Below are 22,569 nucleotides of genomic sequence, written 5' to 3'. Positions count from 1 at the left end.
GGGGGGGGGCGAGACGGCCCGGTCGGAGGTGGGGGGGCACGGACTGGAGGCGCGGTGCGGGCTCGCACCGTCCCTCCCGTCGGTCACGGTGTGCGGCAGACCGCGCTCAGAACCAGTCCTGCTCGCGGATGTCGCGGAGCGCCTGGCGGCGCGTCTCCGGGTCGAGGGTCATCACGTAGACGGTGCCCCTGAGGTGGTCGGTCTCGTGCTGGAGCGCCTGGGCCATGAGCCCCTCGCCCTCGACGACGACCTCGTTGCCGTCGAGGTCGACGCCCCGCACCTTGGCGTACGGGTACCGCGGCGTCGGGTACGCGAGCCCCGGCACCGACAGACAGCCTTCGTCGACGAGCTCGAGTTCGCCGGACGTCTCGACGACCTCCGGGTTGACGACGTAGCCGACCTCACCGTCGACGTTGTAGCTGAACGCGGTGAGCCCGACCCCGATCTGACAGGCGGCGACGCCCGCGCGACCGGGCTCGCGGACGGTGTCGAGCAGGTCCTGCACGAGGTCGCGGACGCCGTCGGCGACGCCGTCCGGGCCGACGCGGACCGGGTCGGAGGCAGACCGGAGGACGGGATCGCCGAAGAGGCGGATGGGACGGACGGTCATCGCTGGTCCAGCACCACCAGGAGGTCGCCGGCGTCCACCTGCTGCGTCACCGGGATGGCGAGGCGCGCAACTGTGCCGCCGACGGGCGCGGTGATCGCCGCCTCCATCTTCATCGCCTCGATGCTCGCGACCGGCTGTCCGGCCTCGACCGCGTCGCCGACCGCGACCTTGAGCGTCACGACGCCGGAGAACGGCGCGGCGACCTGGTTCTGGTCGGACTTGTCGGCCTTCTCGGCGGCCTTCGACTCGACCGCGACCGAGCGGTCCCGGACGTACACCGGTCGCATCTGGCCGTTCATCGTCGCCATCACCGTGCGGATGCCGCGCTCGTCGGCCTCGCCGATCGCCTCCAGGCCGAGGTACAGGTTGACGCCCTTGCCGATCGACACGACGTGCTCGTGTCCCTGGCGGAGTCCGTAGAGGTACTCCGCCGTGCCGACCACGGACAGGTCGCCGTAGGTGTCCCGGACCCGCTCGAACTGCTTCGTGGGCTCGTCGAACAGCAGCCGGTTCAGGGTCTGCTGGCGCGTCCGTCCGGCCGTCCGCAGCGCGGCCGCGTCGTCGTCGTCGATGGGGGTGATCGTCAGGTCGACGGTGCGGCCCGCGAGGACCTTCGTCCGGAACGGCTCCGGCCAGCCGCCGGGCAGGTCGCCGAGCTCGCCGGCCATGAAGCCGACGACCGAGTCCGGGATGTCGTAGTCCTGCGGGTTCTCCTCGAAGTCCGCGGGGTCGGCGTCCGCTGCGGCGAGCTGCAGGGCGAGGTCGCCGACCACCTTGGACGAGGGGGTCACCTTGGTCGGTCGGCCGAGGATGCGGTTCGCCGCGGCGTACCAGTCCTCGACCTGCTCGAACCGGTCGCCCAGGCCGAGTGCGATCGCCTGCTGCCGGAGGTTCGAGAGCTGCCCGCCGGGGATCTCGTGCTGGTAGACGCGACCGGTGGGACCGGGGAGTCCCGACTCGAACGGTCGGTAGACCTGGCGCACGGCCTCCCAGTACGGCTCGAGGGCACTGACCGCCGCCAGCGAGATGCCGGTGTCCCGCTCGGTGTGCGCGAGGGCCGCCACGAGCGCCGACATGCTCGGCTGGCTCGTGGTGCCCGCCATCGGCGCCGCCGCGACGTCCACCGCGTCGGCCCCGGCGCGACTCGCGGCGAGGAGCGTCGCGAGCTGCCCGCCGGCCGTGTCGTGGGTGTGGACGTGCACCGGCTGGTCGAAGCGCTCGCGGAGTGCGGTCACGAGCTTCTCGGCGGCACCGGCGCGGAGGAGCCCCGCCATGTCCTTGATCCCGATGACGTGCGCCCCGGCGTCGACCATCTGCTCCGCGAGGCGGAGGTAGTAGTCGAGCGTGTAGAGGTCCTCGGCCGGGTCGAGGAGGTCGGCGGTGTAGCAGAGCGCCGCCTCGGCCACGGTCGTCCCGGTGGCCAGCACCGCGTCGAGTGCCGGACGCATCTGCGAGACGTCGTTCAGCGCGTCGAAGACCCGGAAGACGTCGACCCCGGTCGCCGCCGCCTCGGCGACGAAGGCCTCGGTGACCGCGGTCGGGTACGGGGTGTACCCGACCGTGTTCCGGCCGCGGAGCAGCATCTGGATCGGGATGTTCGGCATCGCCGCACGGAGGGACGCCAGGCGCTCCCACGGGTCCTCGCCGAGGAACCGGAGCGCGACGTCGTACGTCGCCCCGCCCCAGGCCTCCATGCTGAGCAGGTCCGGCGTGAGTCGGGCCACGTGCGGGGCGACGGCGATGAGGTCCTTCGAGCGGACCCGGGTCGCCAGGAGCGACTGGTGGGCGTCGCGCATCGTCGTCTCGGTCACGGCGAGGGCGGTCTGCGCGCGGAGGGCCTCCGCCCAGGCGGCCGGCCCCATCGCGCGGAGTCGGTCACGGCCCCCGGGTGGCGGCGGTGCGGTCAGGTCGAGCGTCGGCAGCTTGAGGCCCGGGTCGATCGCGCCCTGTCCGGCCCCGTTCGGCTGGTTCACCGTGACGTCGGCGAGCCACCCGAGGATCTTCGTGCCACGGTCGCGCGAGACGTGCCCGGTGAAGAGCTGCGGGCGCTCCTCGATGAACGACGTGCTGATGTCGCCGCGCGCGAAGTCCGGGTCCTCGAGCACCGCCTGGAGGAACGGGATGTTCGTCGACACGCCGCGGATCCGGAACTCCGCGAGCGCACGGCGCGCCCGGGCGACCGCTGCCGGGAAGTCGCGTCCGCGGCACGTCATCTTGACGAGCATCGAGTCGAAGTGCGGGCTGATCTGCGCCCCGGTGGCGACCGTGCCGCCGTCGAGTCGCACACCGGAGCCGCCGGGGCTCCGGTAGGTGGTGATGCGGCCGGTGTCCGGTCGGAAGCCCTGGTTCGGGTCCTCGGTCGTGATCCGGCACTGCAGCGCGGCGCCGTGCACCGCGACGGTCTCCTGCGAGAGCCCGAGGTCGGCGAGGGTCTCGCCCGCGGCGATCCGCATCTGGGACTGCACGAGGTCGACGTCGGTGACCTCCTCGGTCACGGTGTGCTCGACCTGGATGCGCGGGTTCATCTCGATGAAGACGTGCTGGCCGGCGCGCTCCCCCACGGTGTCGAGCAGGAACTCGACCGTGCCGGCGTTGACGTACCCGATGCTCCGGGCGAACGCGATGGCGTCCCGGTGGAGTGCCGCGGCGACGGCCGGGTCGAGGTTCGGGGCCGGGGCGATCTCGACGACCTTCTGGTTCCGCCGCTGCACCGAGCAGTCCCGCTCGAACAGGTGGATCGTGCCGGCATCGGTCCCCGTCGCGTCGGCGAGGATCTGCACCTCGATGTGCCGGGGGCGGAGGACGGCCTGTTCGAGGAACATCGTCGGGTCGCCGAAGGCGCTGTCGGCCTCCCGCATCGCTTCCTCGAGCGCGGCACGGAGGTCCTCCTTGCGCTCGACGCGGCGCATCCCCCGGCCACCGCCACCGGCGACGGCCTTCGCGAAGATCGGGAACCCGACGGCGTCGGCTCCGGCGACGAGCTCGTCGACGTCGCGGCTCGCCGGGGTGCTCGCGAGGACCGGCACGCCGGCCGCGATCGCGTGCTCCTTCGCCGTGACCTTGTTGCCCGCCATCTCGAGGACGTGCTCGCCCGGGCCGATGAACGTGATCCCGGCTGCGGCGGCCGCGGCGGCGAGCTCCGGGTTTTCGGAGAGGAAGCCGTAGCCGGGGTAGATCGCGTCCGCACCCGACTCGACCGCGACGCGGACGATCTCGGCGACGTCGAGGTAGGCCCGGACCGGGTGCCCCGGCTCGCCGATCTGGTAGGCCTCGTCGGCCTTCAGGCGGTGCTGGGAGTTGCGGTCCTCGTACGGGTAGACCGCGACGGTGCGGGCCCCGAGTTCGTACGCGGCGCGGAAGGCGCGGATCGCGATCTCGCCGCGGTTCGCGACCAGGATCTTGTCGAACACTCGGAGCCCTTCGAGCGGTCCGGACCCACTCGGGCCCGAACGGGATGACGACCCGGTCCGGTGCCGCGACGGCCCCCGTACGGCGGATCTTGAGGTGGTTCAACCCTAGTGCGGCTATCGTTGCTCGACGTGCATGTACTCAGCGTCAGCTCCCTCAAGGGAGGCGTCGGAAAGACGACCGTTACCCTCGGCCTGACGTCGGCCGCGTTCGCCAAGGGACTCCGGACCCTCGTCGTCGACCTGGACCCCCAGTCCGACGTCTCGACGGGTCTCGACATCTCCCTCGCCGGCCACCTCAACGTCGCCGACGTCCTCGAGTCCCCGAAGGAGAAGATCGTCCGTCAGGCGATCGCACCCTCCGGCTGGACGAAGGGACGCGCCGGCAAGATCGACGTCATGGTCGGCTCGCCCTCGGCCATCAACTTCGACGGGCCGCACCCGTCGATCCGCGACATCTGGAAGCTCGAGGAGGCCCTGGCGAACGTCGAGGCGGACTACGACCTCGTGCTCATCGACTGCGCGCCCTCGCTCAACGCCCTGACCCGGACCGCGTGGGCCGCGTCCGACCGCGTCACCGTCGTCACCGAGCCGGGGCTGTTCTCGGTCGCCGCCGCGGACCGTGCGCTCCGTGCGATCGAGGAGATCCGACGCGGACTCTCGCCGCGCCTCCAGCCGCTCGGCATCATCGTGAACCGCGCCCGGGTGCAGTCCCTCGAGCACCAGTTCCGCATCAAGGAGCTCCGGGACATGTTCGGGCCGCTCGTGCTCTCCCCGCAGCTGCCCGAGCGCACGAGCCTGCAGCAGGCCCAGGGCGCCGCGAAGCCGCTGCACGTCTGGCCCGGGGAGTCCGCGCAGGAGATGGCGCGGAACTTCGACCAGCTGCTCGAACGGATCATGCGGACCGGCAAGATCGGCGACTACGCCGAGGACATCGCCCGGGCGTAGGGGCGGGGGGTCAGCTCGCTCGCGTGGCCCGGCGTGCTGCGAGCTCGTCGGCCGGGTCGGCGGCGGGGCTCGCGTCGAGTTCGACGAGGCTGGTCTCGACTTCGCGGAGGACCTTGCCCACCGCGATCCCGAACACACCCTGCCCGCGCGAGACGAGGTCGATCACCTCGTCGTTCGAGGTGCACAGGTAGACCGAGGCACCGTCCGACATGAGCGTCGTCTGGGCGAGGTCGTCCACGCCGGACTCACGGAGCTGGTTGACGGCGGTACGGATCTGCTGCAGCGAGATGCCGGTGTCGAGGAGACGCTTGACGAGCTTGAGCACGAGGATGTCGCGGAAGCCGTACAGCCGCTGCGAACCGGAACCCGCGGCGCCGCGGATCGTGGGCTCGACGAGACCGGTGCGCGCCCAGTAGTCGAGCTGGCGGTAGCTGATGCCGGCCGCGCGTGCTGCGACGGTGCCGCGGTAGCCGTTGGACTCGTCGCGTTCCGGCATGCCGTCGGTGAAGAGCAGACCGAGGTCGAAGCGGTTCGGCTCGGCAGAGTCCCCGGTCTCACCGGTGGTGTCGTTGCCACTCATGCGTTCCCACTCATTCGGATTGCCTTCCGCGACGTCCTGACCCTCGTCCGAAGGTTCAACATTCGGTTGAGAGTTATGCCGAGATCCACGGTAGCGAGTCGGAGGGCATCGCCGCGGGACATCTGGCTCTCGGACTCCGGCGTGTCGAGGATATGCCGCCGAGTCGTGACCTGTCCATGCACCGAGGCGGTCGGAGCCACGCGGAGGCGCCCCGTCGTCACGCGTCGAGCTGACCGATCGCCGCGCGGATCAGCGACGACCGGACGACCTCGAGGTGCCCGGCGATCTCGCGCGCGAGCTCGGCGGCCTTGGCGCGCGAGGTGCTGTCGCCGCGTCGGCGGACCGGGATCAGTGCCGACTCGATGAGCCCGAGCTCCCGCTCCGCACTCGCCCGGAACGTCCGGAGGTGCCGCGGCTCGATCCCGCTCCGCTGCAGGTCGACGAGTGCCTTGACGACCGACACCGCAGCGTCGTCGTAGTGCTCGGTCGCAGGGAGGAGCGACGCACTGACGGCGTCGGACACGAGCATCGGGGTGGCTCCAGCCGCTCGGACGAGCTCGTCGCGGGTGTAGCGCCGTTCCGTCCCGAGGATCGACGGGCGTGGTCCGTCGACACCGCCGGGGAGCACGGGCTCGCGTCCGGCGTCGAGGTCCGCCAGGTACTCCTTGATGACCTTGAGCGGCAGGTAGTGGTCGCGCTGGAGTCCGAGCACGATCCGCAGACGCTCGACGTCGGCCGGGGAGAACTTGCGGTACCCGCTCTGCGTGCGCACGGGGGTGACGAGCTCACGGTCCTCGAGGAACCGGAGCTTGGAACTGGAGAGGTCCGGGAACTCCGGCTTCAGGCGCGCGAGGACCTGCCCGATGGTGAGCAGGTCGCGCGGGAGCGCTCGGGCAGGAGCGGCACCCGGGGCGCGACCCTGATCGGCACCGCCCGGATCAGCACCGACCGCGCGAGCGGCCGACGACTGCGCCGGCACTACGCGTTCGCCAGGCGGGCGAGGTCGACGCGGGACGCGTAGAACGTCAGGCGGAACTTGCCGACCTGGACTTCGGCACCGTCGGCCAGGAGCGCCTCGTCGATGCGGACGCCGTCGAAGTAGGTGCCGTTCAGCGACCCGAGGTCCTTGACGCTGAAGGTCGTGCCGTGGCGGAGGAACTGCGCGTGCTTGCGGGACACGGTGACGTCGTCGAGGAAGATGTCGGCGTCGGGGTGTCGACCTGCCGTCGTGACGTCGGAGTCGAGGAGGAACCGCGCACCGACGTTCGGACCACGACGGACGACGAGCAGCGCGGAGCCGGACGGGAGTGCACCGATCGCGTCGGATTCCTCGCCCGAGACACCGGACTCGGACGAGAGTGCGGCGCCCATGTCCATGCTGAAGGTCAGGGTGGTGTCGACTCGGCCGTGGGTGCCGTCGTTCTGCGCGGTCGTGCCGTGGTTCTCACCCGGCTGCTGGTCTGCCATCGTGGACCTCCTTCTGGCGGACAAGCGTATCGGAAACTCCCGACCCGGCGGGAGTCACATCCTGAGCATGTGCGAGACGTTCCGTCGGCGTCCGTCCACCTCCGCGCCAGCCGGGCAGCGGGGCAGCGGGGCAGCGGCGCTGCGGGTCAGCGGGTCAGCGGGGCAGCGGCGCAGCGGGTCAGCGCTGGCGCGTGATCAGCCAGAGCAGGTACGGCGCACCGACGATGCCCGTCACGACGCCGACCGGCAGCTGCACGCCGGGGACCGCGAACTGCGCGACGAGGTCGCTCGCCTGCACGATGACGGCGCCGACCGCGGCCGACACGGCGAGCGCCACACGACCGCGACCGACGAGCCGCCGCGCGACCGGTGCGGACATCAGCGCGACGAAGGACACCGGCCCGGCGCACGCCACGGCGGCCGCCGTCAGGCCCACCGCGGTGAGCACGAGGGCGAGCTTCGCCCGGTTCGGGGCGAGACCGAGCGAGGACGCGAGGTCGTCGCCGAGGGCCAGCACCGCGAGCCGGGACGACTGCAGCAGCGCGAGCCCGAACAGGACGACGAACGCGCCCCCGAGGACCGTGAGCACCGTGCCGTCGACGCTGTTGATGCTGCCGGTGAGCCAGAGGAGCGCGACGCCGGCGTCCTGCACGTCGCCGCGGGTGAGCATCCACCCGGTGACGCTGAACGACAACGCGGCGATCCCGATCCCGACGAGCACGAGCCGGTTCCCACCGATCCCGCGACGCCAGCTCAGCCCGATCATCGCGCCGGCGACGACGAGGGCCCCGACCACCACGGTCGCGAACAGGACGATCCCGGACGCGGCGGCGAGCGCGATCGCGGTGATCCCGGCAGCGCTCGCACCCGAGGTGATGCCGATGACGTCGGGGCTCGCGATCGGGTTCCGCACGACGCTCTGCACGATCGCGCCCGCGACGCCGAGGCTCGCCCCGACGAGGACCGCCGCGAGGAGGCGGGGGCCGCGGAGCTCGGTGATGACGAAGGCCGTGACCCGGTCCGCCCGCCCCACCAGGGCGGAGAGGATCTCGCCGGGCGTCAGCGCGATCTCGCCGATCGACAGGGCGACGCCGGCGAGGACCACTGCCACGCCGAGCACCACCCCGAGCACGAGCATCTCGCGCCGCAGTCCGGTGTCCGGACGGCGGCTCGTCACGGCGGCGGACGCGCCGGTCCGCCGTGTCGTCGCGCCGGTCACAGGCCCCGCACCGCCCGGCTCCGGACGAGCGCGATGAACACCGGCGCGCCGATGAACGCGGTCACTATGCCGACCTGGACCTCGCCCGGGAACGCGATGACCCGGCCGATGACGTCCGCCACGAGCAGGAGGGCCGGTGCCGCGATCGCGGACAGGGGCAGGATCCATCGGTGGTCGGGTCCGGTGAACCGTCGGACGGCGTGCGGCACCGCGAGCCCGACGAACGCGATCGGTCCGACCGCGGCCGTCGCCGCACCGGCGAGCAGCACGGTCGCGAGCGCACCGAGGGCCCGCGTGACCACCACACGCTGCCCGAGGGACGCGGCGAGCTCGTCCCCGAGCGCGAGGGTGTTGAGCGACCGGCCGAGGGAGAACGACAGCGCGAGCCCCACGACGACGGGGACCGCGACGATGCCGATCACCCCGAAGCCGCGACCGCCGAGCCCGCCGACCTGCCAGAACCGGATCTGCTCCAGCACGGAGGAGTCGACCAGCTGGATCGCGGTCGTCACGGACGAGGCCGCGGCCGCGACCACTGCGCCGGACAGGGCGAGCGCGATCGGCGTGGCCCCGCGCCTCCCCACCGACGCCACGCCGTAGACGACGACCGCGGCGATCGCCGCACCGACGAACGCGAACGGCAGGTACCCCGCCGTCCCGGTGACGCCGAACACGACGATGCCGACCACCACCGCGAGCGCCGCCCCGGCGTTCACGCCGAGGATGCCGGGGTCGGCGAGCGGGTTCCGGGTGACGCCCTGCATGACGGCACCGGCGACCCCGAGGGCGGCACCGGCGACGATGCCGACGACGGTGCGCGGCACCCGGCCGTCGAGCACGATGAGCGAGAGCTCGTCGGTGCCGGTCGGGTGGGCGAGGACGCGGAGGACCGTGACGGGGTCGATCGGGCGCGACCCGACCATGATGCTGAGGACGGCGATGACCGCGAGCACGCCGAGCGCGAGTGCCGACACCCCGGCGAGCCGCGCCGGGGGCACGGGACGTGGGGGTCGTTCGCGGGAGGCCATCCGGCCAAGGCTACCCGCAGCGGCGCGGGTGCCGGCGGCCGCGTGCCGGCGGCCGAGGCGGGCATCCGGGGTGTGACCGGCGGTCGTCGACCTCGGACCTCGGGCGTTGCCGAGCGACCCTGGAGCGCACGGACGGCTCGTTCATAGGCTCCCCATGGAGAACGGGCCTGTACTTGCTCCATCGACGCCCTCCCGGCAGTCGGACGAGCCACCGGAGACAGTGATGAACGACAACCCCACCACCCCCGCAGACGACGAGCGCCACCAGCACGACGAGGCTGCCGCGCCGACCGACCCGCGACCCGCCACCCCCGCGTACACCGTGCCGGCCTGGGCGGAGGCCCCGCACGTCGACGCGTCGACACTCCGGAGCGCCTACGCGTTCGACGGCTCCGGCCCGTACCTCTACGGTCCGGACGGGTCCGGCCCGTACACCTACACACACGACGGTCGCGGCCCGTACCTCGTCGGCAGCGCAGCCGCGTCGTCTGCATCCGGCACGGCCCACGGTCGGAACGGTGTGCCGTCCGGACACGGCGCCGACGCACCGGGCAGCGCCTTCGGCGGCGGGTCGCGGAAGCGTCGGCACATCGGTCTCATCGTCGGCTCGGGCATCGCGGCACTCGCGATCGTCAGCGCTGCCGGCGGCACGGCCTTCGGCCTCGCGACGCGGGGGTCGGAGCAGACCACCTCGAGCCAGACGCAGGGCCAGAGCGGCTCCGGACAGACCGGCACGGGCACACCGGGCGGGACCGGCCTGCCGGGCGGGACCGAGGGCGGCTCCGGCGCACAGGGCGGCAGCGGCAGCGGCTCGGGTGGCACCTCGACGCAGTCGTCGGCGACCCCCGCGACCGACTCCCAGAAGGCGGGCGTCGTGACGATCGTCTCGACCCTGGACTACGACACGCAGTCGCAGGCAGCCGGCACCGGGATGATCATCTCCTCGGATGGTGAGGTCCTCACGAACAACCACGTCATCGACGGCGCGACGAGCATCACCGTGACGGTCGAGTCGACCGGCAAGCAGTACACCGCCGACGTCGTCGGCACCGACTCCACCGACGACGTCGCCGTCCTGAAGCTCCGGAACGCATCCGGGCTGACGACGTCGACCCTCGACACCTCGGGCGACCTCGCGGCGGGCGACGCGGTGACGGACGTGGGCAACGCCGAGGGCACCGGGAACCTCGTGTCGGCGGGCGGCACGGTGACCGCCCTCAACCAGAGCATCCAGGTGCAGAGCGAGTCCGGGACCGGCACCGAGTCGCTGTCCGGACTCATCGAGGTGAACGCGGACGTGGTGTCCGGCGACTCCGGTGGTCCGATCCTCGACGCCGACGGCGAGGTCGTCGGCATGACCACGGCGGCGTCCTCGGGCTCGAGCGACGTCACCGGCTACGCGATCCCGATCCAGACGGCGAAGAGCATCGCGGACCGGATCCTGGCGGGCAAGGCGTCGTCGACGGTCACCATCGGCCTCCCCGCGTTCCTCGGCCTGGAGCTCTCCACGGCGTCGAGCGGGTCCACCGGCACCACCACGTCGGGCGTCGCGCTCGGCGGTGTCGTGGCGGGGTCGCCCGCGGCGAAGGCCGGGCTGGCCGCCGGTGACGTCATCACGAGCATCGACGGCACCGCGGTCACCGGGTCCGACCAGCTGAGCAGCCTCATCAAGGCGCACGCGATCGGCGACACGGTCACGGTCGGCTACACCACCGCGGACGGCACGGCGGGTTCGGTGACGGCGACCCTCGTCTCCGGACCGGCCGACTGACCCCGGGGACGCGCCGCACCCCGGGCCGACCGGCCTGGAGGCGCGGGCTCAGTCCTCGAGGACCGTCCGGACGAGCAGACGGTACAGGTTCGCCGGGGCCTCGACGCGGAACGCCCGGTCGGCGCCGGACGTCCGACCGACCCGGGCGAACACGCCGTCGGCGGCACGGACGATCGTCACCGGGTGCGGCCGGCCCGGGCGCCGGAGGGACGACACGGTCCACGGCTGGTCCCACAGCCGGGCGAGCACCGGGTCCCCGCTCCGGACGTCGGCCGGGAGCGGCGCGAGGTCCGCACCGGCCGCGAGACGACGTTCGAGCAGCGCGGCGCCGAGCCGGGTCGTCCGGAACGGGACGGTCCATGTCGGACCGGTGCCGAGCCTCCCGGCCAGCAGCGCGACGAGCGCGACCCGGTCCACGGACGCGACCGCCGACTCGGTGACCTCGCCGGCCGCTGCAGCGCCGTCGAGGACGGTCGCGTGGTCGCCGTCGATCCAGGCGCGGAGCCGGACCGCGCCGGACGGGCCCCGCTGCTCGAGGGCGAGCGGGACGACGTCGGCGGCCCAGGGACCGAGGATGGCGGACGTCGCTGCGGGCACCGTGCCGAACCGTCCGACGAGTCCCCGGTCGATGAGCGTCCGACCGCCCTGCGTCCGCAGCACCCCGGGGTTCCACCGTCGTCCGGCCATGCCCTGCAGGGTGGCGAGGGCCTCGTCGTCGATCGACGGCCCGGTGGGCGAGGGTGGAACGGGTGCGGGCGGGAGCGCTTCCGGGGTGGCCGCTGCGGTGTCCGTTCGAGCAACCGTCGGCGCGGGGGGCGTGCCGACGACCCGCACCGAGTCGAGGACCCGGAAGACCTCGTCGTCGGTCGTCGCGACCAGGGCGAGGGGCCGTTCCACGAGCAGGTCGACGCGGTGGCGCCCCGTCGCGAGGAGCAGGTGGGTCACGAGCGTGTCGCCCGCCGGGGTCGGTCGGCGGTACTCGACGAGCCGTCCCGGGGCGCCGGCGGTCGTCCACGGATCGACGCCGACGACGAGGACGCCGTCCACGGAACCGGGGAGTCGGTCGAGGAGTCCGCGGTGCTCGGTGACGACGTCGTGCTCGCTCGGACGGGAGCGCACGGTCACGACGACGCCGGTCGCGGTGCCGTCGCCCGAGACCGTGCCGTCGCCCGGGGTCGTGCCGGCCGTGATCCTGAGGTCACTGCCCGACGGGACGTCGCTCGTCCACGACACGGGGCGGCGCAGGGTGATGCGGGCGGTGCGCTCCTCGACCGTGCCCGCGCGTTCCGGACCGGGCAGCGGGGAGACGTCCATGCGGTCCACGCTACGGGCGGGGACGCACGTGTCCGACGAGGCGCGCGGGGACGGCGCGGCGGCGGGGACGGGGACGAGGCGGCGGGGACGGGGCGGCGGCGGGGACGAGGCGCGGGGCGCGTCGCGGCGGTCAGGACACGCCGCGACGCGGGCGTGGGGCGGGCGGCGGCGGGACCGGCTTCGCCGCGACGACGTCCGTGAGGGCGATGCGGAGGTCCTCCCGCCTCGTCCGGACCGTGCACGAGGTGTCCGTCCGGGCGACGAGCTCGCCGAGTGCGTCCCGCGCACCGGTGCCGTCGAGGGCCCGCACGACCACGCGGCTCCCGAGCGGCGCCGCGGCGAGGAACGCCACCGCACGGCGACGGTGCACGCCGGCACGGTCGTCGTCGCGGTCCACGGGGCAACCCTACGACGCACCGGCCGGTGCCCCGAGGCCGCGCCTAGGCTGTCCGGCATGGAACGCGCCCGGGTGGACAGCTGGATCTGGGCGGTGCGGCTCGCGAAGACCCGCTCCGCCGCGACCGCTGCATGTCGCGCCGGCCACGTCCGGGTGAACGGGGAGCGGGCCAAGGCCGCGCAGACGGTCGGCCCCGGGGACGAGGTCCGGGTGCGCGCGAACGGCTTCGACCGGATCGTCGTCGTCAAGGGCGTCATCGTCAAGCGTGTCGGGGCGGCCGTCGCCGCGGAGTACGTCGACGACCGCACCCCGCCGCCGCCCACGCCCGAAGAGGCGGGCTTCGTGCCGACGCGCGACCGCGGCACCGGGCGGCCGAGCAAGCGGGAGCGTCGGGACCTGAAGCGACTGCGCGGCCACTGAGCGACGTCGGCCGGCAGCGGACCGAGGGGCTACACGAAGCGGACGGTCTCCTGCAGGCGGGCCCGCACCTCGAACACGTCGACGGCCCCCCGGTCAGGTCCGTACCCGCCGTTCAGCACCATCGCGAGACTGCGCCGCTTGACGACGAGCGCGGTCGGCTTCTTCGGGTTGCCGACGATCTGGACGTCGTCCTCGATCGCGGTGTCCGGGACGACGAGGATCCGCCCGGTGAACCGCACCCGCGTCTGCTTCGTGACGGCGCGTGCCGCACGGACGAGCTCCTTGACGGGCTTCTCCCCCGGCGCGAGCGTCGGTCCGACGACCTCGCCGCGTTCGACCTCGACCGGGCCGCCCCAGTCGATCGACTCGAGTGCCCACAGACCGGACGGTGCGAGGACGGCGTGGTCGAGCTTGCCCTCCGGTCCGGCGTCGACGTCGTGCCAGACCGTCACGCCGATGCCCAGGTCGCCGACGATGAGCGCGGTCGACTCCTCGGCCAGGGCCTCCCCGAGGAGGCGTCGGATGTGCCGAGGAGCGGAGCGGACGAGCTGCGGGTCGTACGGGTCCTCGATCGGGTCGCCGAGCCCCACCCACTCCCGCTCCGCCTGCAGGAAGACCTCTCTCGAACGGCCGCCGGGATGCCCGAACGACCGTGCTCGGGGACGGGAGTCACGCCGCGCGGACGGCGGGGCGTACGCGGAGCGGCCGGCGTCGGAGCGCCAGACCGACGACCCGGACGGCGCGTGGATCGACGCACTCGCCGCGGCACCGGAGTCGTAGGCACGCCGCGCCTCGGGCGTGCCGACGCGCTCCCATGCGGACTGCAGGGCACGGAACCGCTGCGGGTCGCCGCCGAGGTCGGGATGGGTCTCACGGGCGGCTCGTCGGTAGGCACGACGGAGTTCGTCGGCGTCGACGGTGGCGGTGACACCGAGGACCTCGTACGGCGTCGCGTCGGCAGGGCTGTCGGTCATGGCCCTGGAACAGTACCGAACCGCGGTGCGTGTCCGGTCACGGCGAGCCGTGCGGAACCCGGGCATCCGCTGGGCACCGCCGGAGCGCAGGGTGCCGGTGCGACGGCCACGGCCTTGGCGACGACCACGGCCACGGCCACGGCCACGGCCACGGCCACGGCCACGGCCACGGCCACGGCCACGGCTCAGCGTGTCATCGGTCCGACGGTCGCGGTCGCACCACCGAACGGGAACAACGCGGGGTGGACGTCACCGACGGCGACGGCGGCGGTGACGACGTGCAGCTGCCACACGCTGTACACCAGGACCCCGACGACGAGCAGCACCGGGATCGCCCAGGTCGCGACCGTCCGGAGTCGTCGTCCGGCCCGGTCGTGGCCGGTCCGCGCGAGGACCGGCGGCACGGCCAGAGCGACCGCCGCGGCGCACACGATGAAGAACACGACGATCGGCGCCGGATGTCCCACGACCTCCACCGACGGGGGCGCCCGGTCGACCACCGCGCCGGACGCGTCGACCCAGTTGCCGTCGGCGTCGACACCGCCGAGGCCGCCGCCGGCGCTCCAGGTCCCGAGCGCCTGGTAGAGCGCGAGCACCACGATCGTCAGCAGGACGACCATCCATCCGCGGAACCGGAGCGTCCGTCCGGTCGCCGCCATCACCGGTTCGTCGAGCGTGCCTTCCCCCATGCCAGGACCGTAGCGCGCACCCGTGCGATCGCGGAAGACCGGATCGGCAGATCGGGCCCGGGCGGGAGGCGCACCCGGCGCCCGCGGTCAGCCGCCGGCGACCGAGACGGCCGAGTCCGCGAAGTGCCCGTACCGCTCCGCCGCGGCGGTCACGGCGCGCAGGTCGGCGGGCCCGAGCAGGAGCTCGTCGAACCCGGGCAGCAGGTGTGCACTCGCGACGCGGACCGGGCCGCGGGCGAGGTCGGCACCCGTCCCGGTCGCCGTCCCGGGCAGGCGCAGCAGGGCGTCGACGTCGCGGTCCGAGTCGCCCCCGATCCGTTCGACCTCCTCGCCGCTGCCGCCCGGGAACGCCCCGCCCGAGGACCGCAGGACCTCGAGGGCCCGCCGTGCGTCCGCGAGCGGCAGCTTCGTCCACCCGGCGAAGTCCGCGAGCGTGGCCGGGGCGCGACCGCGGAGGTACCCGAGGAGCGCCCGCCCGAGTGCCTCGTCCCGCTCGGGGACCGGTCCGGCCGCGGGTGCCCACTCGTCGAACAGCACGAGCGCCTGTCCGACGGGCGCCGACGGGCCCCACACGATCAACGACTCCTGCGCGAAGTGCAGCAGCAGGTGGGCGCCGCGCTGCGCCGAGGTCGGGACACCGCCGGCCTCGAGGACCGCGAACAGCTCGCCCCGGGTCATCGCGACCCCGCCGGACAGCGCGCCGACGACCAGGTCCCGTGCCCGGTCGAGGAGCCGGTCGTCGAGGCCGAGGTCCTGCCCCTGCAGCGCGAGCATCCGGTCGAGGACCCGACCGACCGCGACGGCCTGGCCGCCGAGGACCGCGGCGCTCCGCCCGATCCCCTGGGACGCGACCCGTTCGGCGCGGAGTCGCGCCGGTGTCGGAGCGCGCGTCATCGATGTGCTCAGCGCACCGCGTCCCGGATCGCGGCAGCGTGCGACTCGATGTACGCGACGTCCGCGCGGTAGAGGTCCGCGTGGCCCTGCTCGAGGTCCTCGGCGAACTTGGCGTCGCCGGCCGCCGCGCGTGTCTCGATCGTGGTGACGAGCGCGACGAGGCCGGCGACCATCGCGTCGACGAGCTCCGCGCGACTCCCGGCGTCCAGGTCGTAGGCCCGGCAGAACTCGGCGGCGCGGACGAGTCGGTGATCGAGACTCGGCGTCGGTGTGCTGCGGTCGTCGCCCGTCGTGAGCGGGGCGAACCGGTACACCGCGGACGCGACGTCCCAGACCCGGGGACCCGGGTGCGCGGTGTCGAAGTCGAAGATGCCGACGGCGTTCCGGCCGTCGAACGAGCAGTTGTACGGCGCGAAGTCACCGTGGCAGATGGTCTCCACGGGCAGGCGCGCTGCCTGCGACCAGATGTCGTCCTCGCTCCGCACGAAGGTCGCCGCCGCGTCGTGGTAGTTCCGGAGCAGGCGGGCGGACGTGACGAGGGCCGCCTCGGAGGCGACGTCGGCCGTCCACGGGTACTCGCCGGCCTGGCCTGGGATGAACGACACGGTCTCGAGCATCTCGCCGAGGGCGATCGGCTCGGGGGCCGCGACGAAGCCGGCGTCGTGGAGGTGGGCGAGCAACCGGTGCACCGTCGGGGTCCACGGTCCGGCCGGGCGGTGGACCCGGTCGTCGGCCCTGGTGATCCGTTCCATGGGTCAGCCTCCAAGCGTGACGTCGTCGTCGACGTCGTCCGGCAAGGCTACTCGTCGCGTTCCTGGTCGTTGCCGATGTGACTGCTGATTTCACCTGCCGGAAACGTGCGGCGGTGGGGTCGCCGGACGCGACCGGCCACCGGACCCGGCCTACGCTTGCCGCATGACCACGATCCTCCTGTCCGGGTTCGAACCGTTCGCGGGTGCCGTCCGCAACCCGTCGTGGGACGCCGTGTCGGCGATCGCCGCAGACTGGCAGGGCGACGAGCGGGTCGAGGCGGTGCTCCTCCCGGTGGCGTTCGACCGTGCGGTACAGGTCCTGACCGCGGCAGTCGACCGGGTGGTGCCGGACGTCGTGGTCGCGGTCGGCCTCGCCGAGGGGCGCACCGGCATCACCCCGGAACGCATCGCGGTGAACCTCGACGACGCCCGGATCCCGGACGCGGACGGCGCACAGCCCGTCGACGCCCCGGTCCGGTCCGGAGGCCCGGCCGCTTCCTTCACCTCCCTCCCGGTCAAGCGGATGGTCGCGGCGGCACAGCAGGCCGGCGCTCCTGCCGCCCTGTCGGCGACCGCGGGCGCGTACGTGTGCAACCACGTCTTCTACGCGCTGCAGTCCCTGGCGGCGGAGCGTCCCGGGATGCGCGCGGGGTTCGTGCACGTCCCGGCGACGCCGGAGACCCGCGTGTCCGAGCGTCCGGACGCGACCGCGGTGCCGCTCGAGGTCCTCGTGTCGGGGCTCACGGCCGCGGTGCGGGCCGCCCTCGACCCGGCGCCCGACTCCGCGGAACCCGGGGGCGCGATCGCCTAGGGTCGCCCGGACGGGAAGCGCTCGCGGAGCCAGGAGGGGCCGCGTGTCGCGGCCCCGAAGGCCTCGACCCGGGACCGGAGCTCCCGGTCGGCCGTGACCACGAGGACGGGAGCGTGCCCGGACGCGAGCGCGCGGCCCGTCTCCGCGACGATCGTGTCGTCCCCGCTCCCCGGCGCGAGCACGACGTCGACCGATGCCGCCGCGGACCCGGACGGTCCGGGGACGACCGGCGCATGCGTCGCGCGCGCATCGCCCTCGAGGACCACGGTCCAGGCCGGCCACCAGGTCGTGAACGGCAGCGCGAACTCGTCCGCCGGGATCCCGGTGCGGGCCACCCCGCCGATCTCGTCGACGAGCCGCGCGGCAGCACCGGCGCGGTCCCGCCACCAGCCGTCCGGGACGCTGCCGACGACGTTCGCGGCGTCGACCACCACCGCCGGCGACGAGGGCAACGCGGCACGGAACCCCGGCCAGCTCGCGCCGAAGCCCGGGTGCAGGGGAAGGGCCTCGACGGCGTCGACGGCGACCCAGTCGAGCGACAGGCTCTCCCGGTCGCCGATCACCGGGTCGAACGGCCGGTCGGCGCGGGCGACGACCGTGGTGTAGGTCCAGAAGCCGAGGTCGAGCTCGGACGTGTGCCGGAGCCGGAGCGCATCGGCGGGGACGGCGGCCTCCTCCGCGGACTCGCGGAGGGCACCGGTCACGGCGTCCTCGCCCTCGTGCCGCGCGCCGCCCGGGATGCCCCACGTGCCGCCGTAGTGGCTCCACTCGACGCGGTGCTGCAGGAGGACCCGGCCCGCGCCGTCGTCGACGAGCAGGCCGGCGGCCCCGAAGAGCCCCCACGCCTTCCGGCCGTCCGGCCCGTACGCCCAGGCGTCGCCCGGGTCGCGCGGGCCGGTCGGCGGCCCCGGGTGCGAACCAGCGGGGACGGGCGGGTGCTCGACCGGGCCGGGGAGGTCGCCGCGCGGCTCGTCGTGCATGGGGCAAGCCTCCCACGTCCCGGTCAGGCGCGGCCAGGATCGGCCGCGGTCAGGATGAGCCGCGGTCAGGATGAGCCGCGGCCACGGTCGTCGCGGTCAGGATGAGCCGCGGGGTGGGACGCGCTCCAGCTCGACGCCGAGGTCCGACCCGTCGACCCGGATCCGCATCCAGGTCCCGGTCGGCTGCCGACGGCGGTCGGTCGGCGACCCCGGGTTGAGCAGCCGGAGACCGTTCGGTGCGACGGTGTCCCACGGGATGTGCGAGTGTCCGAACACCAGGACGTCGGCGTCCGGGTACTCGGCTGCCATCCGGGTCTCGCGACCGGTCGACGCCCCGGTCTCGTGCACCACCGCGAACCGCAGGTCGCCGATGGTCCTCGTCGCCACGAGCGGGAGCCGGTCGTCGAACTCGGGGCCGTCGTTGTTCCCACGCACTGCGACGAGCACCGACGCCCGCGCCGCGATCCGGTCGAGCGTGTCGAGGTCGACCCAGTCCCCCGCGTGCACGACGACGTCGGCGGTGTCGATCGCGGCCCACAGTGCCGCCGGGAGGTCCTTCGCACGCTTCGGCAGGTGGGTGTCGGAGAGCGCCACGACGTCGATCGCACCCATGTCCGTCAGCGCCCGGACACGGTGTCGGGGGTGTCGGCCGGTTCGTCCGCGGTGTCGTCCGCGGCGACGGTGCCGCCCGCGGCGACGGTGTCGGCGGCGCCGAGCCGCTCGAGGAGACCGGCGAGGAGCGCGACGTCGTCGTCCGACCAGGACGCCAGGCGCTCCTCGAGGCTGTCCCGGTGCAGGCGCACCGACCGCTGGAGCGACGTACGACCCGTCTCGGTCACACCGAGCGGCTTCCCGTTCCCGGTGCCGCCGTCGACCGTCTCGACGAGTCCGGCGCGGACGAGGCCGGCCAGTTGTCGGGAGATCGTCGACCGGTTGAGACGCAGGGACCGGGCGATGTCGATGGCCATGCACCCGGGATGCTGCGCGACGAAGTCGACGAGGGAGTGGTCCACGATGCTGAGCGCCGACTCCGGCCCGCGCGCCCGGACCGCAGCACGCCGGGTGATCCGCGACAGCTCCGCGTACGCGCGGGCGACGTCGGCCTCGCGGAGTCGGCCGTGTCCCTCCTGCGTCACCGCGGACTCATCGCCCGTCGGCAGCTGCCTCGAGCGCCGCGACGTCGAGCTTCACCATCTCCATCATGGCGGCCATCGCCCGGCCGGCCCGCTCGGGGTCCGGGTCCGCCATCAGCTCCCCGAGCCGTGTCGGCACGACCTGCCAGGAAAGGCCCCAACGGTCCACGAGCCAGCCGCACCCCACTCCGCGACCGCCGTCCGCGACGAGCGTGTCCCAGACCCGGTCGAGCTCCGCCTGGTCGTCGACGTCGACCTGGAACGAGACCGCGTCGGAGTGGGGGTGGCCCGGTCCGCCGTTCATCGCCCGGAAGGGCTGCCCGAGCAGCGTGAACTCGACGACGACGGTCCGGTCGTCGGCCATCTTCGTCACGGTGTCGATCGACGAGTCCGGGAACAGCCCGGTGTAGAGCCGGGCCGCGTCCTCGGCCTGGTGGTCGTACCAGAGGAACGGGACGATGCGCTGCATGGCGGACTCCTGTCGGGGGCTCAGCGGGTGAGCAGGTGGGATCGTTCGGGGTGCTGGTCGAACCACGCGCTGACGAACCAGCACATCGGCACGACCCGGCGGGCGGAGTGCTGCTCGACGTCGTCGACCGCGGCGGCGACGAGCTCCGCAGCGTACCCGCGACCCCGGTGCGCCGGGATCGTGGCGGTGTGCGGGAACGCGATGGCGTCGCCGTCCACCCGGTAGTCGAGCACGCTCACGAGCTCGCCGTCGACCGTGAGGGTGTACCGGTCCTGCGCTGGTTCGTCGCGGAACTCGTGCGTCATGTCCCACATCCTGCACCCTGCCGCTCCCGGGAGGAACCTCGGAATGCACCGGCACCACGGGCGTTGTCTGGAGGCATGACCACCATCGGATTCATCGGTTCAGGAAACATCGGCTCCCAGCTCGCCCGGCTCGCCGTCGAACATGGCTACGACGTCGTGATGAGCAACTCGCGCGGTCCCGAGACGCTCGCGGACCTCGTCGCGGAACTCGGCGAGCACGCGTCCGCCGCCACCAGGGACGAGGCCGCGGCCCAGGGCGACCTCGTCGTCGTGACGACCCCGCTCGCAGCGATCCCGTCGATCCCGGCCGCCGCGCTCGCGGGCAAGGTCGTCGTCGACACGAACAACTACTACCCGCAGCGCGACGGACAGATCGAGGCGCTCGACGACGAGTCGACGACCGTCTCCGAGCTGCTCCAAGACCAGCTCCCGGACGCCCACGTCGTGAAGGCGTTCAACCACATCATGGCGTCCGACCTCACGACCGCCGGCTCCCCGAAGGGCACCGTCGGCCGGCGCGCACTCATCGTCGCCGGAGATGACCCGGAGGCACGGAAGGCCGTCGCCGACCTCGTCGACGAGTTCGGGTTCGAACCGGTCGACATCGGTGTGCTCAGCGAGGGATGGCGCATCCAGCGCGACACCCCCGGGTACGTCAAGCCCTTCGACGCGGTCGGCCTGGAGCTCGCGGTCGCGGACGCGAAGCGCTACGCCGACATGTAGGACGGCGCGGGATCAGCGCTTGGCGAGCTTCCGCGCGATGCCCTTCGCGACGTTCGCCGGGCGCTGCATCTCGCCCTCCTTGGCGTCGACGACGATGAGCCATCCTCCGAAGACGACCTGCACCCACTGCATGACCCGGAGCTGCTTCTGCACGCTCGCGAGTTCCGGCGAGGTCCCTGTGCCCGGCTCGGTGGCGCCCTCGGCGGGTTCGCCCTTCCGGGAGTCCTCGGCGACGAGCCGCCCGTACCGGGCACCGATCACACCGGTGTAGACGGTCGCGGCGACCCCCGCCACGAGGACGACGGCCTTGTACGCGTTGAGGCGCCCGACGCCGTGCTGGGTGGCGGACCGCCCCTTGTTGCTCCAGAGTTCGGTGAGGGAGCCGAGGACGTACAGACCGGTCGCGGCACCCTGGACCGGAGCCCACCGCTGCCAGCCGATCGCGGCGAGCCGGGTCCGTTCCTCCGCGTCCTTCGCCTCGGCTGCCGCACCGTTCAGTCCGAGGGCACCCATCAGGGACCCTCCGAACCAGGTGCCCGCGCTGAGGTCGGTGATCGACCGTCCGATGAGGTTGCCTGCCATGTCAGCTCCTTGGCTCCACAGCCTCGAACGGCTGCGGAGCGGCGACGTTACGCGGCCGGGGTCGGCCGGAGCCCGGCGTCCGACACCCATGTCCGCATCCCGCACGGCGCCCACTCGGACGGCTACGCGCCGTCGAACAGCACCGTGAGCTCGACGAGTTCGTCCTCGGACGGCGTCCACGCCGTGCCGGCATCGACGTCCTGCAGGATCTGCTCCGGCTTGGTGGCACCGGCGATGACGCTCGTCAACCCGGGCTGCGCGAGCAACCACGCGAAGGTCGCCTGGAGCATCGAGATCCCCCGGGCGTCGCAGAACCCCTGGACCGCGCGGAGCACGTCCCACGGGGCGCGCTCGAGCAGCTCGGGCTTGAGCGTCGAGATCCGGCCGTCCGCGGGGCCGCCCGCCTCCGTGTACTTGCCCGTGAGCAGACCGTTGTACAGCGGGAAGTACGGCAGGAACCCGAGGGCGTACGCGCGCACTGCGGGGAGGACCTCGTCCTCGACGCCGCGCGCGAGCGGGCTGTACTCGTTCTGCGCCGACACGAACGCCGTCGTCCCGGCGATCGACGCCGTCAGCTCGGCCTCGGCGATCTGCCACCCGGCGAAGTTCGAGTGGCCGACGTAGCGGATCTTGCCCTCGCGGACCAGGTCGTCGAGCACGGACAGGGTCTCCTCGATCGGGGTGATCGGGTCCGGTGTGTGCATCTGGTAGAGGTCGATCCAATCGGTCCCGAGCCGTCGGAGCGACGACTCGACGGCGAGTCGCACGTACCGTCGCGACCCTCTCGCCCCCCAGTCCGGACCGTTCGCGCCGCGCATGTCGGCACCGAACTTCGTCGCCAGGACGATCTGGTCGCGTCGTCCGGCGAGCGACCTGCCCATCATCGTCTCGGACCGACCGGGCTCACCGCCGTAGACGTCCGCCGTGTCGAACAGCGTGACCCCCGCGTCGATGGCGGCGCCCACGACCGCGTCGGTGCCCTCCTGCGTCTCGGTGGCCGTCCCCGGTCGGCCGAAGTTGTTGCACCCGATGCCGACCGTCGAGACGACGAGTCCGGAGGGACCGAGTGGACGGTGTTCGATGTCTGCCATGTCCT

The 22,569-nt window shown here is 73.3% G+C and carries 25 protein-coding genes; 5 read left to right on the top strand and 20 right to left on the bottom strand.

The window, feature by feature from the left end:
* Window positions 1-106: 106 nt before the first annotated feature.
* Window positions 107-610, bottom strand: coding sequence for a peptide deformylase (locus tag ACO0E0_RS06505; protein ID WP_422870592.1), 504 nt, complete (start codon window positions 608-610; stop codon window positions 107-109).
* Window positions 607-4,020: a pyruvate carboxylase gene (locus ACO0E0_RS06500; RefSeq protein WP_422870591.1), complete on the bottom strand. Its 3,414-nt coding sequence runs from the start codon at window positions 4,018-4,020 to the stop codon at window positions 607-609. The genes ACO0E0_RS06505 and ACO0E0_RS06500 overlap by 4 nt, the downstream gene beginning before the upstream one ends.
* Window positions 4,021-4,149: 129 nt before the next feature.
* On the opposite strand from ACO0E0_RS06500, the gene ACO0E0_RS06495 reads away from it, so the two are divergent.
* Window positions 4,150-4,965 (top strand): ParA family protein, encoded by an 816-nt coding sequence (locus ACO0E0_RS06495; protein WP_422870590.1) that lies wholly within the window; start codon window positions 4,150-4,152, stop codon window positions 4,963-4,965.
* 10 nt (window positions 4,966-4,975) lie between these two features.
* Here the strand turns inward: ACO0E0_RS06495 and ACO0E0_RS06490 are convergent, their stop codons facing one another.
* The 5 genes from ACO0E0_RS06490 to ACO0E0_RS06470 form a co-directional block, all read right to left on the bottom strand.
* Window positions 4,976-5,545: a MerR family transcriptional regulator gene (locus tag ACO0E0_RS06490; protein ID WP_422870589.1), complete on the bottom strand. Its 570-nt coding sequence runs from the start codon at window positions 5,543-5,545 to the stop codon at window positions 4,976-4,978.
* A gap of 217 nt (window positions 5,546-5,762) precedes the next feature.
* On the bottom strand, window positions 5,763-6,419 hold the full coding sequence (gene ftsR / locus ACO0E0_RS06485) for a transcriptional regulator FtsR (RefSeq protein ID WP_422870888.1): 657 nt from the start codon (window positions 6,417-6,419) through the stop codon (window positions 5,763-5,765).
* Between the two features lie 104 nt (window positions 6,420-6,523).
* A complete protein-coding gene (locus tag ACO0E0_RS06480; RefSeq protein ID WP_422870588.1) occupies window positions 6,524-7,012 on the bottom strand; it encodes an FHA domain-containing protein in 489 nt (162 codons plus the stop codon).
* A gap of 178 nt (window positions 7,013-7,190) precedes the next feature.
* Window positions 7,191-8,231, bottom strand: coding sequence for a FecCD family ABC transporter permease (locus ACO0E0_RS06475; RefSeq protein WP_422870587.1), 1,041 nt, complete (start codon window positions 8,229-8,231; stop codon window positions 7,191-7,193).
* A complete protein-coding gene (locus ACO0E0_RS06470; RefSeq protein ID WP_422870586.1) occupies window positions 8,228-9,259 on the bottom strand; it encodes a FecCD family ABC transporter permease in 1,032 nt (343 codons plus the stop codon). Before ACO0E0_RS06470 ends, ACO0E0_RS06475 begins: the two co-directional genes overlap by 4 nt.
* 223 nt (window positions 9,260-9,482) lie before the next feature.
* On the opposite strand from ACO0E0_RS06470, the gene ACO0E0_RS06465 reads away from it, so the two are divergent.
* Window positions 9,483-11,030, top strand: coding sequence for a S1C family serine protease (locus ACO0E0_RS06465; protein WP_422870585.1), 1,548 nt, complete (start codon window positions 9,483-9,485; stop codon window positions 11,028-11,030).
* A gap of 48 nt (window positions 11,031-11,078) precedes the next feature.
* On the opposite strand, the gene ACO0E0_RS06460 is transcribed toward ACO0E0_RS06465, so the two are convergent.
* Together ACO0E0_RS06460 and ACO0E0_RS06455 are read right to left on the bottom strand one after the other, a co-directional pair.
* The gene (locus tag ACO0E0_RS06460; RefSeq protein WP_422870584.1) at window positions 11,079-12,344 is read right to left on the bottom strand and encodes a hypothetical protein; all 1,266 of its coding nucleotides are present in this window, start codon (window positions 12,342-12,344) and stop codon (window positions 11,079-11,081) included.
* Between the two features lie 130 nt (window positions 12,345-12,474).
* Window positions 12,475-12,741, bottom strand: coding sequence for a hypothetical protein (locus ACO0E0_RS06455; protein ID WP_422870583.1), 267 nt, complete (start codon window positions 12,739-12,741; stop codon window positions 12,475-12,477).
* Window positions 12,742-12,798: 57 nt separating this feature from the next.
* Here ACO0E0_RS06455 and ACO0E0_RS06450 point away from each other — a divergent pair, with 57 nt between their 5' ends.
* Window positions 12,799-13,161: an RNA-binding S4 domain-containing protein gene (locus tag ACO0E0_RS06450; protein WP_422870582.1), complete on the top strand. Its 363-nt coding sequence runs from the start codon at window positions 12,799-12,801 to the stop codon at window positions 13,159-13,161.
* Window positions 13,162-13,190: 29 nt separating this feature from the next.
* Here ACO0E0_RS06450 and ACO0E0_RS06445 read toward each other — a convergent pair whose 3' ends face one another.
* The 4 genes from ACO0E0_RS06445 to ACO0E0_RS06430 form a co-directional block, all read right to left on the bottom strand.
* Window positions 13,191-14,135 carry a J domain-containing protein gene (locus ACO0E0_RS06445; protein ID WP_422870581.1) on the bottom strand — a complete coding sequence of 315 codons (945 nt, stop codon included), beginning with the start codon at window positions 14,133-14,135 and terminating at the stop codon, window positions 13,191-13,193.
* Between the two features lie 185 nt (window positions 14,136-14,320).
* Window positions 14,321-14,824: a hypothetical protein gene (locus tag ACO0E0_RS06440; RefSeq protein WP_422870580.1), complete on the bottom strand. Its 504-nt coding sequence runs from the start codon at window positions 14,822-14,824 to the stop codon at window positions 14,321-14,323.
* 87 nt (window positions 14,825-14,911) lie between these two features.
* Window positions 14,912-15,718 (bottom strand): DNA glycosylase AlkZ-like family protein, encoded by an 807-nt coding sequence (locus ACO0E0_RS06435; RefSeq protein ID WP_422870579.1) that lies wholly within the window; start codon window positions 15,716-15,718, stop codon window positions 14,912-14,914.
* 8 nt (window positions 15,719-15,726) lie between these two features.
* Window positions 15,727-16,470, bottom strand: coding sequence for a phosphotransferase (locus ACO0E0_RS06430; protein ID WP_422870578.1), 744 nt, complete (start codon window positions 16,468-16,470; stop codon window positions 15,727-15,729).
* 163 nt (window positions 16,471-16,633) lie between these two features.
* On the opposite strand from ACO0E0_RS06430, the gene pcp reads away from it, so the two are divergent.
* On the top strand, window positions 16,634-17,281 hold the full coding sequence (pcp, locus tag ACO0E0_RS06425) for a pyroglutamyl-peptidase I (protein WP_422870577.1): 648 nt from the start codon (window positions 16,634-16,636) through the stop codon (window positions 17,279-17,281).
* On the opposite strand, the gene ACO0E0_RS06420 is transcribed toward pcp, so the two are convergent.
* From ACO0E0_RS06420 to ACO0E0_RS06400, 5 genes are all read right to left on the bottom strand, one after another.
* On the bottom strand, window positions 17,278-18,261 hold the full coding sequence (locus ACO0E0_RS06420) for an NUDIX domain-containing protein (RefSeq protein WP_422870576.1): 984 nt from the start codon (window positions 18,259-18,261) through the stop codon (window positions 17,278-17,280). The genes pcp and ACO0E0_RS06420 overlap by 4 nt on opposite strands.
* Window positions 18,262-18,357: 96 nt before the next feature.
* Entirely contained in the window at window positions 18,358-18,873 is a 516-nt protein-coding gene (locus tag ACO0E0_RS06415; RefSeq protein ID WP_422870575.1) for a metallophosphoesterase family protein, read from the bottom strand.
* A 5-nt stretch (window positions 18,874-18,878) separates the two neighbouring features.
* On the bottom strand, window positions 18,879-19,397 hold the full coding sequence (locus ACO0E0_RS06410) for a MarR family winged helix-turn-helix transcriptional regulator (protein WP_422870574.1): 519 nt from the start codon (window positions 19,395-19,397) through the stop codon (window positions 18,879-18,881).
* Window positions 19,398-19,404: 7 nt separating this feature from the next.
* The gene (locus ACO0E0_RS06405; protein WP_422870573.1) at window positions 19,405-19,863 is read right to left on the bottom strand and encodes a VOC family protein; all 459 of its coding nucleotides are present in this window, start codon (window positions 19,861-19,863) and stop codon (window positions 19,405-19,407) included.
* A 20-nt stretch (window positions 19,864-19,883) separates the two neighbouring features.
* A complete protein-coding gene (locus tag ACO0E0_RS06400) occupies window positions 19,884-20,168 on the bottom strand; it encodes a GNAT family N-acetyltransferase (RefSeq protein WP_422870572.1) in 285 nt (94 codons plus the stop codon).
* 75 nt (window positions 20,169-20,243) lie between these two features.
* On the opposite strand from ACO0E0_RS06400, the gene ACO0E0_RS06395 reads away from it, so the two are divergent.
* Window positions 20,244-20,891 (top strand): NADPH-dependent F420 reductase, encoded by a 648-nt coding sequence (locus tag ACO0E0_RS06395; RefSeq protein WP_422870571.1) that lies wholly within the window; start codon window positions 20,244-20,246, stop codon window positions 20,889-20,891.
* A gap of 12 nt (window positions 20,892-20,903) precedes the next feature.
* Here ACO0E0_RS06395 and ACO0E0_RS06390 read toward each other — a convergent pair whose 3' ends face one another.
* Together ACO0E0_RS06390 and ACO0E0_RS06385 are read right to left on the bottom strand one after the other, a co-directional pair.
* Complete coding sequence (locus tag ACO0E0_RS06390) at window positions 20,904-21,473, bottom strand: hypothetical protein (protein ID WP_422870570.1); 570 nt, start codon at window positions 21,471-21,473, stop codon at window positions 20,904-20,906.
* A gap of 122 nt (window positions 21,474-21,595) precedes the next feature.
* On the bottom strand, window positions 21,596-22,564 hold the full coding sequence (locus ACO0E0_RS06385) for an aldo/keto reductase (protein ID WP_422870569.1): 969 nt from the start codon (window positions 22,562-22,564) through the stop codon (window positions 21,596-21,598).
* Between the last annotated feature and the right edge of the window lie 5 nt (window positions 22,565-22,569).

Source organism: Curtobacterium phyllosphaerae (genome assembly GCF_049341865.1).
Lineage (GTDB): Bacteria > Actinomycetota > Actinomycetes > Actinomycetales > Microbacteriaceae > Curtobacterium > Curtobacterium phyllosphaerae.
The sequence above is the reverse complement of the archived record's forward strand: the minus strand, read 5'-3'. Positions and strand labels throughout refer to the sequence as shown.